The 16,178-nt window shown below is 54.0% G+C and carries 17 protein-coding genes, 1 tRNA gene and 2 pseudogenes; 12 read left to right on the top strand and 8 right to left on the bottom strand.

Annotated features, from left to right (window positions below):
- Positions 1–90: 90 nt before the first annotated feature.
- The 7 genes from BMX62_RS08440 to BMX62_RS08405 form a co-directional block, all read right to left on the bottom strand.
- Positions 91–906, bottom strand: coding sequence for a phosphoadenosine phosphosulfate reductase family protein (locus BMX62_RS08440; protein WP_090207319.1), 816 nt, complete (start codon positions 904–906; stop codon positions 91–93).
- Position 907: 1 nt separating this feature from the next.
- Positions 908–4,189 (bottom strand): hypothetical protein, encoded by a 3,282-nt coding sequence (locus BMX62_RS08435; RefSeq protein ID WP_090207315.1) that lies wholly within the window; start codon positions 4,187–4,189, stop codon positions 908–910.
- Between the two features lie 2 nt (positions 4,190–4,191).
- A complete protein-coding gene (locus BMX62_RS08430; protein ID WP_090207312.1) occupies positions 4,192–5,091 on the bottom strand; it encodes a DUF4007 family protein in 900 nt (299 codons plus the stop codon).
- Positions 5,088–6,242 carry a cysteine desulfurase family protein gene (locus BMX62_RS08425; RefSeq protein ID WP_090207309.1) on the bottom strand — a complete coding sequence of 385 codons (1,155 nt, stop codon included), beginning with the start codon at positions 6,240–6,242 and terminating at the stop codon, positions 5,088–5,090. The genes BMX62_RS08430 and BMX62_RS08425 overlap by 4 nt, the downstream gene beginning before the upstream one ends.
- A gap of 884 nt (positions 6,243–7,126) precedes the next feature.
- Positions 7,127–8,818, bottom strand: a complete 1,692-nt coding sequence (locus BMX62_RS08415; protein WP_143339713.1) for a hypothetical protein — start codon at positions 8,816–8,818, stop codon at positions 7,127–7,129.
- A gap of 1 nt (position 8,819) precedes the next feature.
- Entirely contained in the window at positions 8,820–9,497 is a 678-nt protein-coding gene (locus tag BMX62_RS08410) for a uracil-DNA glycosylase family protein (protein ID WP_143339711.1), read from the bottom strand.
- 728 nt (positions 9,498–10,225) lie between these two features.
- Positions 10,226–10,426 carry a helix-turn-helix domain-containing protein gene (locus tag BMX62_RS08405; protein ID WP_090207301.1) on the bottom strand — a complete coding sequence of 67 codons (201 nt, stop codon included), beginning with the start codon at positions 10,424–10,426 and terminating at the stop codon, positions 10,226–10,228.
- Positions 10,427–10,577: 151 nt separating this feature from the next.
- Here BMX62_RS08405 and BMX62_RS08400 point away from each other — a divergent pair, with 151 nt between their 5' ends.
- The 7 genes from BMX62_RS08400 to BMX62_RS13265 all read left to right on the top strand — a co-directional run bounded on the left by BMX62_RS08400 (position 10,578) and on the right by BMX62_RS13265 (position 13,563).
- Positions 10,578–10,814, top strand: a complete 237-nt coding sequence (locus BMX62_RS08400) for a hypothetical protein (protein WP_090207298.1) — start codon at positions 10,578–10,580, stop codon at positions 10,812–10,814.
- Complete coding sequence (locus BMX62_RS08395; RefSeq protein WP_090207295.1) at positions 10,807–12,045, top strand: tyrosine-type recombinase/integrase; 1,239 nt, start codon at positions 10,807–10,809, stop codon at positions 12,043–12,045. Before BMX62_RS08400 ends, BMX62_RS08395 begins: the two co-directional genes overlap by 8 nt.
- Positions 12,046–12,067: 22 nt before the next feature.
- Positions 12,068–12,331, top strand: coding sequence for a hypothetical protein (locus BMX62_RS08390; protein WP_090207476.1), 264 nt, complete (start codon positions 12,068–12,070; stop codon positions 12,329–12,331).
- 205 nt (positions 12,332–12,536) lie between these two features.
- A complete protein-coding gene (locus BMX62_RS13270; protein ID WP_090207292.1) occupies positions 12,537–12,725 on the top strand; it encodes a helix-turn-helix domain-containing protein in 189 nt (62 codons plus the stop codon).
- Positions 12,726–12,787: 62 nt separating this feature from the next.
- Positions 12,788–12,864: transfer RNA gene (locus BMX62_RS08380), tRNA-Ser, on the top strand.
- A 139-nt stretch (positions 12,865–13,003) separates the two neighbouring features.
- Positions 13,004–13,396, top strand: coding sequence for an RNA-guided endonuclease InsQ/TnpB family protein (locus BMX62_RS08375; protein ID WP_274377166.1), 393 nt, complete (start codon positions 13,004–13,006; stop codon positions 13,394–13,396).
- Positions 13,387–13,563: a zinc ribbon domain-containing protein gene (locus BMX62_RS13265; protein WP_274377165.1), complete on the top strand. Its 177-nt coding sequence runs from the start codon at positions 13,387–13,389 to the stop codon at positions 13,561–13,563. The genes BMX62_RS08375 and BMX62_RS13265 overlap by 10 nt, the downstream gene beginning before the upstream one ends.
- Before the next feature lie 343 nt (positions 13,564–13,906).
- Here BMX62_RS13265 and BMX62_RS08365 read toward each other — a convergent pair whose 3' ends face one another.
- Complete coding sequence (locus BMX62_RS08365; protein WP_090207285.1) at positions 13,907–14,296, bottom strand: type II toxin-antitoxin system VapC family toxin; 390 nt, start codon at positions 14,294–14,296, stop codon at positions 13,907–13,909.
- Between the two features lie 125 nt (positions 14,297–14,421).
- Here BMX62_RS08365 and BMX62_RS08360 point away from each other — a divergent pair, with 125 nt between their 5' ends.
- From BMX62_RS08360 to BMX62_RS13125, 5 genes and pseudogenes are all read left to right on the top strand, one after another.
- Positions 14,422–14,880, top strand: coding sequence for a helix-turn-helix domain-containing protein (locus BMX62_RS08360; protein WP_238375919.1), 459 nt, complete (start codon positions 14,422–14,424; stop codon positions 14,878–14,880).
- 139 nt (positions 14,881–15,019) lie between these two features.
- Positions 15,020–15,298, top strand: coding sequence for a hypothetical protein (locus BMX62_RS13320; protein ID WP_338011473.1), 279 nt, complete (start codon positions 15,020–15,022; stop codon positions 15,296–15,298).
- A complete protein-coding gene (locus tag BMX62_RS13315) occupies positions 15,299–15,637 on the top strand; it encodes a transposase (protein ID WP_338011474.1) in 339 nt (112 codons plus the stop codon).
- A 121-nt stretch (positions 15,638–15,758) separates the two neighbouring features.
- Positions 15,759–15,938, top strand: a pseudogene (locus tag BMX62_RS08350) (IS607 family transposase); the annotation flags it as partial.
- A pseudogene (locus BMX62_RS13125) lies at positions 15,935–16,178 on the top strand (zinc ribbon domain-containing protein); the annotation flags it as partial. The pseudogenes BMX62_RS08350 and BMX62_RS13125, both read left to right, overlap by 4 nt.

The following is a 16,178-nucleotide window of genomic DNA, read 5'->3' as shown; positions in this document are numbered from 1 at the left end:
GATAGGTTTTGTCTCTTTTGTCCTAATGCAGCACGCTGCAAAATAGCGAATAAACTCGCAGCGGACTAGCCCCACGTCATAGTTGACAAATTAAAGATGGCAAACTGCACAGCCGTCTACGTCTTCCGGGGCTTTGACGTCATATTTCCGCGGGTCCTTTTCAAGTTCTTCAAGGCTTCGACCTTCAACCCAAGTGAATTGCTTGCCGTTAATGGGACGTTCGTATTGTTTTGCACGTTCGAAGAGGTCTGGATGGTGTCGCTTCAGCGCCTGCCATTCACCCTTTTGTTGGTAGAAGCAAAAGTAACAGCCAGATCTGGAACGCCACTCATAGTATTTCGGAAGGCCAAGGCCAGATTCTTCTAGTAGACGTTCAATGTCGCGCAGTCCCATTCTATGTTCTTTGAATGGATAGACCGGCAAGATGTTTGGCTTGTCTGACAAGGCAGGCGGCTTCTTGGATTGTTGCTGATAGCCCTCCCGGTTTTCATCATAGCGGATACCAATGTAGCTGAAAGCTGTATTCGCGCCAACATAACGCTCGAAGGGTTCAATCTTCAACACGCGGGTACACCATCGTGAACGTGGGCTAGGAAGATAACCGCCATAGACCTGCAGCCACATGTCGAACGCGTTACGCTTACCTTTTTTTACAGCCTTGAGTTTCGCGAATGCGTCTAGTCGTGTGACTTTGGTCCCTAATCTTGCTTCAAGCCGCTCCAAATACTCTTCGGTCTCGGGTAATTCAACCCCAGTGTCGCAGAACACATATTCAACCTTCAGTTGAGGGTAATTGTCGCGCATGAAAAGAGCTAAAGCAGTAGAATCCTTGCCGCCTGACAGGCTGACAATGTGTTTGATATCGGGATCGTTGGTGCGATTAAGAGCCTCTTCAATAGTCGCCATCTTATGCCTCCTCTGATCGGTCTAAAATGCGGCGAAGTTGCATGCGCGCATCGGACGGCCCTACGATCTTAGCAAGATTATCTATTAATGATTCAATGCGGTGGGTATAGAGTTCGACTACCGCGGCACGATTTTCCTCGGTCGATTGGTGAATGTCGAGGGCAAGTGCACGCGCCTCGATCTGAGAAACTAGATCGGAGAACTTATTTCTAAATCGTACTAGATCGCTGTCGGTCCAGCGCTGAGGTGTTCGTTCTGCGACGATGGCAGCCAAGGCATCAGCAAAGGCAGACTCGTTAGGGAATCTCTGTAAAGGTAGGACAAGAACAGCCTTCGCAACACCAGAAATTTCATCTGTCACATATGATGGTAAGGATTGACGCCACACGTCGAACCGTTCCATCGTGCCATTAGCCGAGGATGCTTGAGTGAGCAATTGGAGGTTGTCGTTGATTGTGGTGAGTACGTTATCGCGGTATTTTTTTACGACCTCTGTTAGAGCTTGCTTGGCCATTGTCGTCCAGCGAATGATTTCTTCATGATCGGTTGGCTGGACTCCGGCAAATTGTGGTAAACGACGGAAAAATAGTTTTTCCGGGCTAAGGCCACGCTTTAGTGCTTGTTGTAGTTGTCGAACGTCGGTGGGAATCTCAGAGGTCTCTAGTGCACCAGGGGGTAACTGGTTGCGCCAGGCTTCGATGCCGTCATACACCGCACGTATGACGTCGGGACTTTCTTGTGCGTCGACATCGAAGAGCTTACCGAGTTGGAGCAGATACCGCTTTGTAGCCGTATCAATCTTGAGCACTGTTAGCGTATACGCCTCTGGGTATTGGCAAATGTCCTCAATATCACGTGGCAAAAGATCTTCGAGGTAATCGCCATTTTCGTCGGTTAACACGCGCGCCGAAGGAAATGCTTTGAGTGCTGCAGCGAATAGTATGGGAATAATACCGCTACGAATGCCATAGGGCGGCAGTGAAAGCATTTTGAAAAAGCCAGCGAGATCCTTCGGGCTATTCTGGGGTGCCGTGAGTAATTCCTTGAATGCTCGCCAGACCAACGAGAGGTTTGGGCACCGCAATGCTTCAGGGCCGGCGTATCCATAAGGATATTCGCCAGTTTTTACTTTGCGATACAATCCGGTATTTATGAGCACAGTTCTAAATATGGAGGCGTCCGCAAATTCCCCTTCAATCCCAAGTCGCTCCTCGCCATGTTGTTCCAAAATGCCCATGATAACCTTACGTCGGGCATTAACAATTTGCGGCGATGGTTTGTGTCGAACAATCATCTCATTGTTGATGATTGGTGTGTTAGGGAAGATCTGCTCGCAAATCTCCGACAGGGCAGTTAGCAGATTTGCCCGGTTACGCGTATCAAGCGTCTGACCAGCACTGAACCATGTGGTCTCAGCGCTAGGTTGTACCAATCGTTTGAGTTGGCTATGTAGGTGGCTCTGAGTTTCGTCGAGCATTTGTTGTAGCTCGGTGCTGATCAGTGGGTCTTCGGAAAGCAGTGCTTCGTCATGTTGCATCCGATTAAGACAGATAAGCTCGGCAGTGGTAGTTCGAATGTTTAGCATCTCCTGAGGTACGACGATAATACATAAGGGGTCTGTACACTGCAGAGCGGCTTCATATGCGATACTGAGATCAGATTCGCTCTCGGGTACGACATATCGTATGAGGCCGTCAGCGATGGTCTGGCGTTTCCCAAGTCTGTCTTTGCTACTCAGAAGATCCTTAGTGGCGATGAATTCACAATCAAAAAAACGGCGAACGCTGAATTCATCATTGTACTTAACCGGGCGCCAGGGTGATGGTCGAAATTCCTTATTTAGAAGTGAAAGGATATCGAAATCCCCCTCAAGGCGCGCAAGTTCCTCCTCTAGACGGCTGCGCAAGTCAATATCAGTGCCATGCCAGAGTGATATTTGATCTGTTCGACGTCGGTGGAGCAGGAGCTTGCGCTTTAGGAGCTCATCAATTGCGTGGGCAGAGGCATTTCCGCCCCCGAGTGCAAATTCCAGCAATGCGCGAGTAACCTTATTGCGCTCCCCGGAGAGCCCTAGTTCGAGAATACTCGCGGCCTTGATGGCGGATGCCTCGAGAGGAGTATCTATCTTGGACAGCGCACTTTCGGTTTCAAGCCACTTTCGATAGGTCCCACCGACGCCAGTATCGCTCTGCATAGCCGGAGTGAAATAATCATATAGATCATCGATAGTCAGCGGCTTGCTTAGATCGGAGGATAGGATGAAGCCAAAAAGCGTGCGTTCATGCTGGGCCGCGCGAGCTGCAAGCCGCGGCAGGATATGTAAGGCGGCAGGATGCAGTGGGGCAGCCGATTCGAGGAGTTCAGGCAACTCGTTTTCTAGTTCTGTCAGTAGTCCGACTTTGAGGGCGTGAACCGCGATCTGTGTATCAGGTTGTAAAAGTGACAGCTCAGCTGGTTTGTGTGCATTGATGATGCGAGCGATTAAGCGATAGAGTTCACGGCTATCATCAACATATTGGATTGGCTCAAAGCGCCCTTCTATCTTGCGCCACTCGGCGAGCATGGATTGGCTCAAGCCAGTTGCGTATTGGAGGAGGCCCTGGTGCATAAGGAGGCCAAATGTTATTGGTATCTTTTGTGATCGGGCCGCATACTCCGCCAGTGTCTGGATTTCAGCTAGTCGCTGCGGTTGACCACTTCGGATGAGCTGCTCTACATGCCGCCCGAACTCGTCCCAAAGGATTACGATTCGGTCGAGTTGGCGTGTATCGCCTTTGGAGTGTGTGCTCTTTTCCTTAAGATAGTTGAGGATCTCAAGTGCCCCTTTGATGCCAGCAATGTCCAGGTTCTTGACATGCTTAGCGTGTGCCTTCATTCCAAGGCGAAGGAGGGAGGCATAAGCCGCGTCGCGCAGGGCCAAACCAACATCCGGGGCTGAACCTTCGAGTGCCAGCACGAACCCGTGGACGCCGCAACGCGTGGGGCGAGCAAGTGCGAAGTCGCCCAATTCGGGCTCAACTCGACAAAGACGTTCTCCGATAGCTTCCAGAGTGTCTCTAGCCTCGATGCGATTCTCCACGAGGTGCAAGAGGTAAGCAGCGCCAATGGATTTTCCTGATCCGTAGGGCGCAATGACAAAGAAAGCATTGCCATTCGTGAGCCCGCTAACCCCGCGTAGAAAGGCGATTGCTTTGGATGTTGGCTGATAGTGCCCGATTCGCTCAGGGTCATCAGCGTCAAAAACAATGTTGACTGAGCGTAGGAAGGATGTTTGTTCTTGCATGGTTATGCGGCGACCTGAGCGAGGTTGCGGTGGTAATAGGCTTCCAGCCATTCAGCTGCGGGCTGGGAGTAGATATGTAACTTACGCTCTCCAGCGGAGCCGATTACCCTCACCGTGCCAGCGGGAAGCTCGGCCTCAGCTTTTTCGACGACATCAATGAACGCATCAAGCCCAAGTTGTAGGCAGCGACCAAGACCGCCCTCGACGAAACACGCTTCCCGCAGCGGAAGATCGCCGTCACTGAGTGCCCCACTGACACGCAGCGCATATCCCAGTAATTCGGCAGGAATTTCTGATACTTCGGCCTCGTTGCGGCGGTACATATGAGAGTCTCGGAAATAAGTGAGCAGTCCTAGGCGTCTGAACGGTGACTCTGAGGCGTCTTCCGGGTCAGTGTGTTCATTGGGCAAGGGAACGGCATAGCTTGATAGAAGGCAAGCAATGTCGCGTTGTAGAGTGCGCAGCACAGGAGCGCGTTGCCCAGAGGAGTTCAGGAAACGCTTGAGTGCTTCCGAGCAGGCGATTCGATCGAAGCGTTGCCCACTATATCGGGAGAAGAACCATCTCCACGTCTGGGCTTCGTCTGGGTTATTTACGAGATTGACGTGGAGCGCAAGCCATGTACCAATGTGTAAAAAATAAGGGTCGTATTCTAATACTAGGTAACCGATCCTGGTTGGGCTCAAGACCTTACCTTGGTTGCCATTTTGGCGGCTTTGCGTTCCGGCGAGTCCGGTCGCGATCAGCCAGTGCCGAATGGACTTAGCCATGTTTCGGCCCACCCCAAGCGTGTCGGCCACGAAGGGATCCTTAAAGGCCGCTGGATCAGCCTCGATCAAGGTTAGCCCCTTGTGTAGCCAGCCTTCGCGGATGGGGAAGGTTTCGTGTCCGCCAAATCTCATGCAAAAATCCTCTTTAGATACTCGGCTTCTTCGACTACGCTGCGAGCAGCGAACTCCGTTTCTTGAAGTGTATTAGTGATCCCGAAGGAGAAGCGCGCGCTGGCGTAGGCCTGTGATTCACTGAGGCCCATAGCTCGTAATACATGGGATGGTTCTGGTCTACCAGTCGTGCAGGCAGAGCTTTGTGAGCAATATATGCCTTTGCTGTCGAGTCGACCGACTAAAGCTTGGCCGTCGATCCCGTCAAAAAGCAGGTTAGATGTGTTGCAGACGCGTTCATCATGTTTTCCGTTGATGCGCACCCAAGGGCATTCTTGGAGCACGATTTGCTCGAAGGTGTCACGTAGAGTGCGCATGTGCGCAATGACTTCTTTCAGGCTAGCATGACGAAGCTCGAGTGCACGTTTCAGACCAGCGATTCCGGCGATGTTTTCGGTGCCTGCATGTCGCCCCCCTTGCTGTCCGCCACCGACGCAGATGGGGTCGATGAAGTCCGGTCGACGTGCATAAAGTACGCCTACCCCGGCTGGCCCATTAAATTTGTGGGCAGTGAGGGTTAAAAAGTCTGGATTTAAAGCCCGTAGGGACACATTTGTTTTGCCTACGGCTTGAGCTGCATCGATGTGCACGAGTGAGCCGTGATCTCGTGCTAAAGCGACGATTTCGTCGATGGGCTGAAACACGCCCGTTTCGTTGTTAATCCACTGGATTGAGACTGCAGCTTCCGGGTGAGTAGCAAGCTGCTGACGCATTGCCCTCATATCCACCACGCCATTCGGGTTGACTCTGATGTACTCAACTGATTTACCCTCAGTAGTTTGTACCTGGTCAGCGCTACTTAGGATTGATGAATGCTCTACCTTGCTAGTGATAATGATTTTGGCATGACGGGCGAGGGAGCGCATCGCAAGGTTGTTCGCTTCAGTACCGCTACCCGTGAAAATGAAGTGCTCCTCCGGCGCGTCGAGACAGTGTTGCAATGTCGCGCGTGTGTCGAGAAGGAGTCGGCGCGCCGCCTCCCCCTGCCGATGCCCGCTCGAGGGATTGCCGTAAGCTACGCATAGCGCCTCAGTCACCGCTCGAACCACCTCGGGAAGGGGGGGGGTCGTGGCGTTGTGGTCTAAATAGATGGGCGGAGAAATGTTTTTCACAGACTAAGGATATCTTCTCAACTCCCGCTGGACAAGCTCGAGAACACATGTCCAGAAAATTTTCTGACCGAAGCACCTGCTCTTCGAAGTGATGCGTGTGACACCCAATCGAGAGATGGTGTTTGTTCCTAATGATTTGATAATAAAGGAAAAAATGGAGCCTGGCCGAGTGATGTTCGGCAAGCTTGCGAGGATTTGTACAAATATACAGTATCTGCAGATATTACGGAATCGGCAATAGCGTCCTGGTGGGTAGTATGGTGGCAGAGCCTTTCTCTGAAACCTGAATCTGTGAGCGGTTTACATAAATAAATCGCTTGGCTAAAAACGAACGCTATTTGGATGAAGCGGGAGGTGGGCTAGGTTTATGATTTTAAAGGTTTTTGTCGAATGGCTTCATGAGTTCAGGTGAGACCTATGCCCGTACACGACTTAGTCTGGGGGAATACGTAACCCTGAAGGATATATTTCTGCCACGCCGTGGCGTTGTCGAAGGGGAAGTGACTATTAGCCCGGCAACCATTCATATCTGTATCGAGCGTTGTAAGTTTATGATTTTTTAAAGATTAAAAACGAAGTAAAGTAATTTGTTTGATTGCCGGGTTAATACCATCGCCTTCTTTTCTTGAGTCACGCCCTCCCACCCGGCGGACGGTGCTCTAAAGGTCTGGACTCTCGTGGAAAGTCAGCAGGCGATCCGATTGCCGGCCAATGTCTCGCGGGATCGCCGTAATCGGGATGCCCTTCTGGCCGTCGGGTGGAGGGTGCTTGTGGTGTGGGAGTGCGCTACCCGGTTTGCCGACGTCCGTGATGCGCTACCCGATCTGTTGGGTCACTGGATAAATGGATCGGAGCGCACCGGGGAGATTGGGTCCGTCAATACATCAACAATCCTCTGAATGATCTGACTTCCTGTCTGCGTAGTCCCGCAAATCTTTGAAGAACCTGGATGACGCATGGTGAAATGCTCCACAAACCTTGTTCTCCATGTCTTCAAAAATGGCTTTGATGCGGACGGCATCGCTTTCGAGGCCCGCAGTAATGTGGCCATTAGGACCATCATGCAGTAAGTTTAGACATAGATCTCTCGCGATGGTCTCCGCCGGAGGAAGTCGTGTTTCGACCGTATCTAATGGTGCAGCCGAAGCACATACGAAATCTCCAATGTCATGTAGCCAGGATATGGTTTCTGGTATGGGGAAGCGTATATCAAAAGTTGGAAGTTGGCTTGGTCTATCAAAAATACGTACGATATTTTCTCCGTTGACCATGGTACCCCACCAAAGACCGCTATCTACATCGCATCTGAATTTGAATTCGTCATCCCAGCCCAGGCATACTTGGCTCCTGCCATAGAGCTCGAACCAGTAGATGAAGTGTGTTTCCAGATCCATGATGGTGCGGACATCTTGGTCCTCGGTTTTCCATGCACTGGTACTGTCATTACTCCATGACGCCTCGATGTGGAGCGAGTGATTTGTAGCGCCCAGTCGTCCCACCGCATAAGTATATCCTTCCAGCTCCAGTGTCAGTGAGGGTTTGAGCATCAAGACAGGCCAGATATCGCAAGGCTCGTCGTAGCCATTGGCTACTGGCGCAATACCAAGCCATGTTTCGAGCCGCATAGTCAGGCGGCCATCCGTGATGGTCTTTGGGCATGAGTTCTCGTAATCTCCAATACTGGAATTGTGAACGTGCTCTAATGATGTTAGGTCTATGTCGTGTGTTTCAGTAAAAAGCAATGTACGTGGGGCGAAAATAGGTAATCCGGCCAAGGGCATCCCTTCTTCTGTGCTTTCAAATAGCAAAAAATGGCCATCAATTGGTTCATAGGAACGCAGGCTATGTTTGTCGAAAGTTTCCGATAGCCAATCGCTGATCTTGAACTCAGGACTCTTGCCATTGTCTGTTGCAAAAATATTTGCTTCGGTCATTTTGTCGAAAAGGTGGCCTACGTTATGTCCCTCGGCCACCATTGTGCAGACGCCAGACAGCATTTCCGCCAAATGATCTGCCCAGATTGGTACCTTGGTGGGCGACTCATGCCCGGGTTCATCAAGATAGGTACCACGAAAGAGTCTCTTGAGGCAGTCGTTCGGTCCTTTTGTGTTTCCGGGAACATGCTTTAGGACATCCCCCGCCGCTTTTGCTATGGCGATATATTTGGATACTGCGGGCGTTAATGGTTTTACTAAAAGTTCCGGATTACCTGCGGGATCCTTCACTGTGACACGTGTGACATATTTGTTGGCATCACCTGTTCTGGCTGAGCCTTCAGACTTGGCTTTTTCAAGCACGGCGCCCCGCTTGCCGCGCGGCAACCAGTCTAATATCGACGAAAGGTTTCGTGCGATCTGGATAAGAAAAACCCTGTCATTTCGATCCCGCTTATTGACTCTCCAACGTCCGTAGCACTCCCCATGTCGCTCTTTTAATTCTTCGAGCTTTACGAGTATTGGGTCTCTATTTTCCGAGTTTTCTTCATCCGGGTTTTTGGTGTCATGTAATTTTTTTGGGCCGCGTTTTTGAGTTCTTTTTTGTATTCCATTTCTGGGTAGTGTGATGACTTTTGCCATATTAGACTCCATGATAGCGGGACTCACACCAGTCACTAAATTCAGCAAGCACTTGCCGGGCTTCTTCGGTTATGTGCGTGTCACCCCTGGCTCGTTTGAGAGAAAAAATCCGTGGAATATGGTCATGATGACTGAAGCGCTCCAAGGCATGAGTCGCCTTATAGCCAAGGCAAACGACTGCTCCCGGCTCTAATACTTGGATCTGTTTTCGTGCTGCAAGCTGCCAAGCCCGTTCCATCGTTGAGACATTAGGTAATTTATCTTCCCTGGTTCGGAATGGAAGCATGTTGATGAAGGATACTGTATTCACGTCCAGTCTGGCGGCTTGAAGTGCTGCATTGATGACTCGCCAGATCGAGTGGGTTTTCTGTATTGAAATCCATGCTTTATTTGCTTCTTCGAAGGCGGGGTTCACCGATGATGGAGAAGCGTCACGGAAGGCACGAAGTTTTTCGTACAGAAGGTCATCGGTAGGGTTTCGACGGTAAGCGTCACCACCTCCACCAGGATTGATCCCAATGAAGACGATGCCGCCAGGCCGGTAGGAGGGGCCAACCCAGCCGGGTGCTGGTGTCCGAGCATCATCCAACGCGGTTATCGGCGTAAGGGTCTGATCCGCGAATATGTCGTCGCGCTTCAATTTTGCTACATCATGGAAAACCCGGGTAATGGTCTGCATGGATAAGGCCTCCAACTCGTGAGTGATGGCCCGTCTCTCCGGGCTGTCACGCCTAACCCCGCGTTCGGGGAGTGGTCACGGATGAAGGTATTGCATCCGCCCACCCTGTCGGTGTTACTCGCGCGACCGCCGACTGCGCGCTGCTTCGCACACACCACCCAATCTGTTGACAAGGATAGCGGTGAGCGGTCATGACGTCCCCACAAAATTGCGCTGTATTTTTGCGCTAAAAGCTTGGAAAATATTGGGTGAAATGGTGGCCTGGAATTGCGCTATTTAAAACTCCAGCGCGGGCGCCGTGAAGAGATCCCGTCAGCGTCGCAGTCTTGAGGGCGGGGAACCGCATGTGTCGAGACAAGGGGGCAATGCTGCTGCGTGCGGTGTTGGCAAACTCCAGGGCATGGGAGAGCCAGAAAGGTGGTGGTCCAGTGGATGGGGTCCACTTCAGAGACGAGGTACACCGTGTGCTTCTGATGGGATGATATTCGTCGGGGAGTGCGGGTACTACTCCCTGAGGCATCGTGGCTTGGGTGGGGTGGCGGGAACCCAGGGCCAACGCTCATGCATCACAACCCCCTCTCCCCTGGGGAGAGGATGAGGGGCGAGGGCCAGCACAGTGCCTGCCCCGCCCCTCATCCCCAGCCCTTCTCCCCCGAGGGGGAGAAGGGAGCGTCTGTAGCTGACTTGGTTCTTTGACCGCTCCAACTACTTGGAGCTCCGGCCCATTCTCAAGCCCGATACTCGAAAAGCTCCCCCACCTCGCAGTCAAAGTACCGGCATAGCGCGTCCACCACCTCCAGCTCCACCCGGGTGGCGGTCTCTTGATAGAGCCGAGTAATCGTTCCTCGATTGATCCCAGTATCGCGGGCTACATCCGAGATTTTCAGCTTCCGCTCGCCCATCAGGCGGGACAGGTTGCACTTGATCACGACCCCTCCAAAAACAAATTGATCTCCTGCAGGTCAAAAAAACTTGCAGGAGGCTCTGTTAGGCGCTATATTGCTCTCCAAGAGATCAAAAAGACCCTTTGAGCGGGCTTCTTGCTCTTCAGGCGCTTATCTTACCAATAGGAGAGCTGCGATGTCACAGGAATACCTCACCACGGCCGAGTTGGCCGAACGCATCAAGTATGACCCCCGCACCATCAGGGAGCGGCTGAAGGACTCGGTTCTGCTGGAGGGTGTGCATTACGTGCGGCCTTTCGGGGGCCGCAAGACGTTGTACGTCTGGGAGGCCATCGAGCGGGACATGGTCAAGCACTCACGCAGTAGCGGGATGTCGCTGCCGATGGCCAACGGGAAGGTGTGCAATGGGTAGCGTCAGGGTACGTCCCCAGACGGGGAAGCTGTTCATGGACTTCCGCTTTCGCGGGAAGCGCTGCAGGGAGCAGACGGCCCTGGATGACACGCCGGCGAATCGCAAGAAGGTCAGGCTGATCCTGGAGCGCATCGAGGCGGAGATCACCTTGGGCACCTTCGAGTATGCCCGTTATTTCCCAGGGAGTTCGAATGCCGAGAAGTTCAGGGAGGAGGAGACCGCTACCGGAGCAGTTCTGGAAACGCCTCTGTTCTCGGAGTTTGCCCAGACCTGGTTCGATGAGATGCGGATTCAGTGGCGCAAGACGCACATCGACACGGTACGCCTCACCCTGGACAAGTACCTGCTGCCCAACTTTGGGGAGCTGCAGGTTGGCCGCATCAAGAAGGCAGACATCCTCAGTTTCCGGTCGACACTCGCCAAAGTCTCCGGCCGGAAAGAAGAGAGTCTGTCGGCGACTCGCATCAACCACATCATGACGCCATTGCGCATGATCCTCAATGAGGCGGCCAACCGGTACGAGTTTACCTCGCCATATCACGGGATCAAGTCGCTCAAGGTGCCCCGCACCGACGTCGAGCCGTTCACGCTGGAAGAGGTGAAGGCGATCATCGACACGGTGCGGCCGGACTATCGCGCGTATTTCATCGTGCGTTTCTTCACCGGTCTGCGAACCAGCGAGGTTCATGGCCTGCAATGGCAATACGTGGACTTCGAGCGCCGTCAGATCCTGGTGCGCAACGCTTGGGTGAAGGGTGAACTGGTCTACACCAAGAACGATGGGTCCTTCCGGACGGTGGATCTGTCGGAGATGGTGTGCAACGCACTGCGCGAACAGCACAAGGTCAGCGGGAAGCATCCCTTTGTTTTCTGTTCCCGGGATGGCACGCCCCTTAACCCGAATAACGTGACCTACCGCGTGTGGCATCCGTTGCTCAGGCACCTGGGCTTGCGCCGGCGGCGCCCGTATCAAACCCGCCATACCGCGGCAACCCTCTGGCTGGCGGCCGGCGAGAGTCCGGAATGGATCGCCAGGCAGATGGGCCACACCACCACCGAGATGCTGTTTCGGGTCTATTCGCGGTATGTGCCCAATCTGACTCGCAAGGATGGCTCGGCCATGGAGCGGCTGCTGCGTTCCAACTTTGGCCATGCCGAGGGGGCAACGGCTGATGGCGAATACAGCCCGTCTGCACCTGAGTTGCCTGAGGGGGTGTCCGATGACCGGTAGTGCACACGCCGGGCGAAAACGGGTGGATCCGCTCCCCCAGAAACACCCAAATAGCCATCAGATTGAGCGCTTGGCGGCCTGCCTGGAATCCGCCTTCCGAATTCCAGCCGGAGATCATCTGGTGGCGGTGCTGGGAGATGGATCGGAGACCTCCAACAGCGAGGCGTTGCGGACCTGGGTGTCGCGGGAGGTTCACCGTATCCAGCGTGAGGCAGTCAACGGTTGCATGCCGCAACTGGCGGATCAACTGCATCGGCGGATGTGTCGGTGGGACGGGTTGGCATGAACATTCTGATCCCTTTGTCACCCGATGACCGTGCAGTGGTCCTGGACTGTCCCGGACAGGTTATGACCGTGTCCCGGGTCTGTCCGGGACACGGTGGGCCAGTGTCCCAGCTGCATGGAATGCTCGGTGCAACACGGTACGCGGACTTTCAGGAAGAGGGCACTCAATTGTTCAGGGGTGTCCCAGGACAGCGGAGGACACTGGTATGGGACAGGTAGGGACTCCCCCTGACAGTGTCCCGGCCTCGCTGACATTGCAGCAAGCTGCCGCACAGGCGGGATGTAGCGTGAAGACGCTCTATCGCCTGATGCAGCGGGGGCGCCTGTCGTACCACAAGGGTGGCGACAACCGCCGTTACGTGAGTGAGGCCAGGATTCGGGAATTGTTTCCTTAAGTTTCAAGCATATCAATGGCTTGTCGGTTTTTGGCTGATCTGAAATCGATTAACGTCGATATGTGCCCATCCATATGTGCCAATATTTTCTGCCCTCCGAAGGCAGGGGTCACTGGTTCGAATCCAGTCGGGCGCGCCATTTCATATCAAATCAAAGGCTTACAGCTTCTCCATCGGCGCCGAAATGGCCGATGAGTGCTGACCACGCCTGCCAGCACTCGTTCTCGGTGCTTTTGCGGCCAACACTCACTGAGCCGTGGCCTGCCTGCCTCGAATTGATGAACTGGGCCAAGCAGCAGTTATCCGGTCGGGAACCTGGCCGATGCGTGGAGGGCGGTAAGACCGAATCATCCCCGAAGGCACGGTTACTCGTCGCCAAGGCCCACGAGCGGGTCGCCAATGCCCGCCACGACTTCCAGCACAAGCTCTCTCGACAGATCGTTGACGACAACCAAGCGGTGATCGTCGAGACGCTGAAGGTCGGCAACATGATGAAAAACGCCAGACTCGCCAAGCACATCGGCGATGCGTCCTGGTATGCCTTGATCACCAAGCTGGACTACAAGACCAAGGAGCAGGGCAAGCATCTGGTCAAGATCGCCCCGTGGTTTGCCAGCTCCAAAACCTGCCATGTCTGCCAGCACAAAAGGGACGCCATGCCATGCCGTTGAACGTCCGGTCGTGGGAATGCCCGGCCTGCCACACACAACATGACCGGGATATCAACGCGGCGCTGAACATCAAGCATGAAGGCATAGTAAAGTTGAAGGCGGAAGGGCTGTCCGTCTCTGCCCATGGAGGCTTGCGTAAGCCCGGCACATCGCCGGCTGCTGCCTGAGAAGTGGGAAGCCTCGCCCGTGGCACGTCAGCGCTTAGGGCGGGGAGCAGTCACCGGCCGTAAACCGCTCGAACCGGACAGATTACTTCCGCTTCGTCTGCCCATGCCAATAGTATTTGTTAGCGTTCGCGGGAGTCCCGGACCGCGTCAAGTATGTTTGAGGTTGTGACTCTCGCGCTGACTCCAGGTACGTCAAACGGCGACCTGGACTCCCTACGCTTCGCGCGTAGCGAAAATATACTGCCGTCCTTTCTCCTGATTTCTACCTCTTCGCGCTGAGCCAGGATTAGCACTTTCGACAAGTTTTGCCGAGCCTCAGAGTATGTAAATACCTTCATTACGCTTACTCCAGCACCCTGATCCCGAGTTCTGTCGCCACTTGCTTCATGCGACGATCAAGGGTCAGCAATGGACACGACAGCTCCTGCGCGCACCGCAAGAAATATGCGTCATAGGCGTAAATCTCTTGCTCCAGAGCAATCTGCAGCGAGCTATGTATATCTACGGACATCAACCGAACGGGAATCCGTCCAATCGCCTTCTCGGCCTCCAAAGCCTCTGGCCGCGTAAGTTGACGGCGCTTAACCATCGCAGAAAGCGCGTTACCGATCTCATACGGCAAGATTTCAGGCGCCAACGCTGACGCGTCGATCGTGAGGCTGATGATTCGATCCCTTTCTGGCTCGTTTAGAGCAACCGCAAGGAAGATGTTGGTGTCGGCAATGATATCCATTTTGACAATTGTACAAAAGTCTGCAGTGCTTGCCTAGTACTCAAAGCTGAAAATATAATGGATAATATCGATCCGATTTCCATCCATTTTCAGACGAGTAGAAGACGATCGCCCGCCCAGCCCCTTTGATTGATCTGTCAGCCGAACAACGTGCCCTGCTGGAAGGCTTGGCGCGCCGTCGCGAAACATCCCACAGCCTGGTTCAACGGGCGCAGATCGTGCTACGCGCCGCCGATGGCGAACCCAACACCCAGATCGCCGCCGCAGTAGGTCTGGGCGAGGACGCTGTCGGTCAATGGCGGCGGCGTTGGACTCAGGCCAGCGCTGCGCTTGCCGCCTTGGCCGGTCAACCCAAGCGTTTGCGTGCCGAGGTTGAACGGGTCTTGTCCGACCAGCCGCGGCCGGGCTGCCCGGGTGAATTCACGTCCGAGCAGATTTGCCAGATCATCGCGCTGGCGTGTGAGAAGCCACCGCCACCTTTGACCCACTGGACACGCCAGGATCTGGCGCGCGAGAGCATCGCACGCGGCATCGTGACCTCGATTTCGGCCAGCAGCATCGGCCGTTTTTTAAAATCAGGCTGATCTCAAACCCCATCGCACCCGCTACTGGCTCAATCCTCATATCACCGATGAGGCCACCTTCCGTCAGGAGGTTCGCACGGTCTGTACGCTGTACCATCAGGCAACGCAGCTGCATGAACAAGGTGTTCATCTCATCTCGGTGGACGAGAAAACCGGCATCCAGGCTCTGGAGGCGATCCACCCGTCTCACCCGATGCGGGCCGGCCATCCCGAGGCCATGGAGTTCGAGTACAAACGCCACGGAACCCAGGCCCTGATCGCCAATTTCGAGGTCGCCACCGGGCGCGTGATCACTCCCTCCATCGGCGACACCCGCACCGAAGCTGACTTCGTGACCCACATCGCCACCACCGTGGACACCGATCCACAAGGCGAATGGATCTTCATCTGTGACCAACTCAACACCCAACACCCATAAATCGGCCAGCCTGGTGGAATTCGTTGCTCAACGCTGCGCCATCGACACCGAACTCGGCCGCAAGGGAAAGACGGGAATCCTCGCCAGCATGGAGTCCGGGCCGCCTTTCTACAGGACCCCACGCATCGTATCCGTTTCGTCTATACCCCCAAGCACTGCTCTTGGCTCAACCAGGTCGAGATCTGGTTCGGTATCCTGACCCGGCGACTGCTCCGGCGTGGGCGCTTCGCCTCCACCAAGGAGCTCAAACAACGCCTCCTTGACTTCATCGCCTTCTTTAACCAGACGCTCGCCAAGCCGTTTCGCTGGACCTATATCGGGAAACCGCTGATGGCATAAATTATCCAGAGTATTTCCGGTGCACGGTACTAGACTCTAGTCTTGCAAAAAATGCGTGATAGTGTACTCTTGACTTATGGAAAACATCATGAGTACAGGCTTTGAGTGGTTTGAGCATTACGCCAAGACGCATGGCTGCGAGATCTTGGTGCTGAATCAAGAACGGCTCTCGCCAGAGCAAGAACTGGTGCAGGACTTGATGACCATCGTTCATTGTTTTTCGTCTCGGTTGTATGGATTGCGAAACTACCGCAAGAAGCTCAACGAGGCACTTGGCAAAGATGAGGCCAGCGCCGAATGAAGGTGACACGGGTTGTGCACGCCAAGCGCCTGAACAAAGGCAAGGTCGAGGCGTTGCGCGAACAGGCGCGACGACTCGGGCAGGTGCGCTCCGAGACTTGGCAGTGTTTTGGCTCGATTGGCGGCGTTGGGTTAAGCGACCGCCAGAACCGACAAATGGATAAGACCCACGCGCAAATTCGCGACATCGTCTTTCAATCCGTTCATAAGGTCGTCGATAAAGCCACCGTGATCGCGGCAG

It is taken from the genome of Ectothiorhodospira magna (assembly GCF_900110965.1).
Classification (GTDB): Bacteria; Pseudomonadota; Gammaproteobacteria; order Ectothiorhodospirales; family Ectothiorhodospiraceae; genus Ectothiorhodospira; species Ectothiorhodospira magna.
The sequence above is the reverse complement of the archived record's forward strand: the minus strand, read 5'-3'. Positions and strand labels throughout refer to the sequence as shown.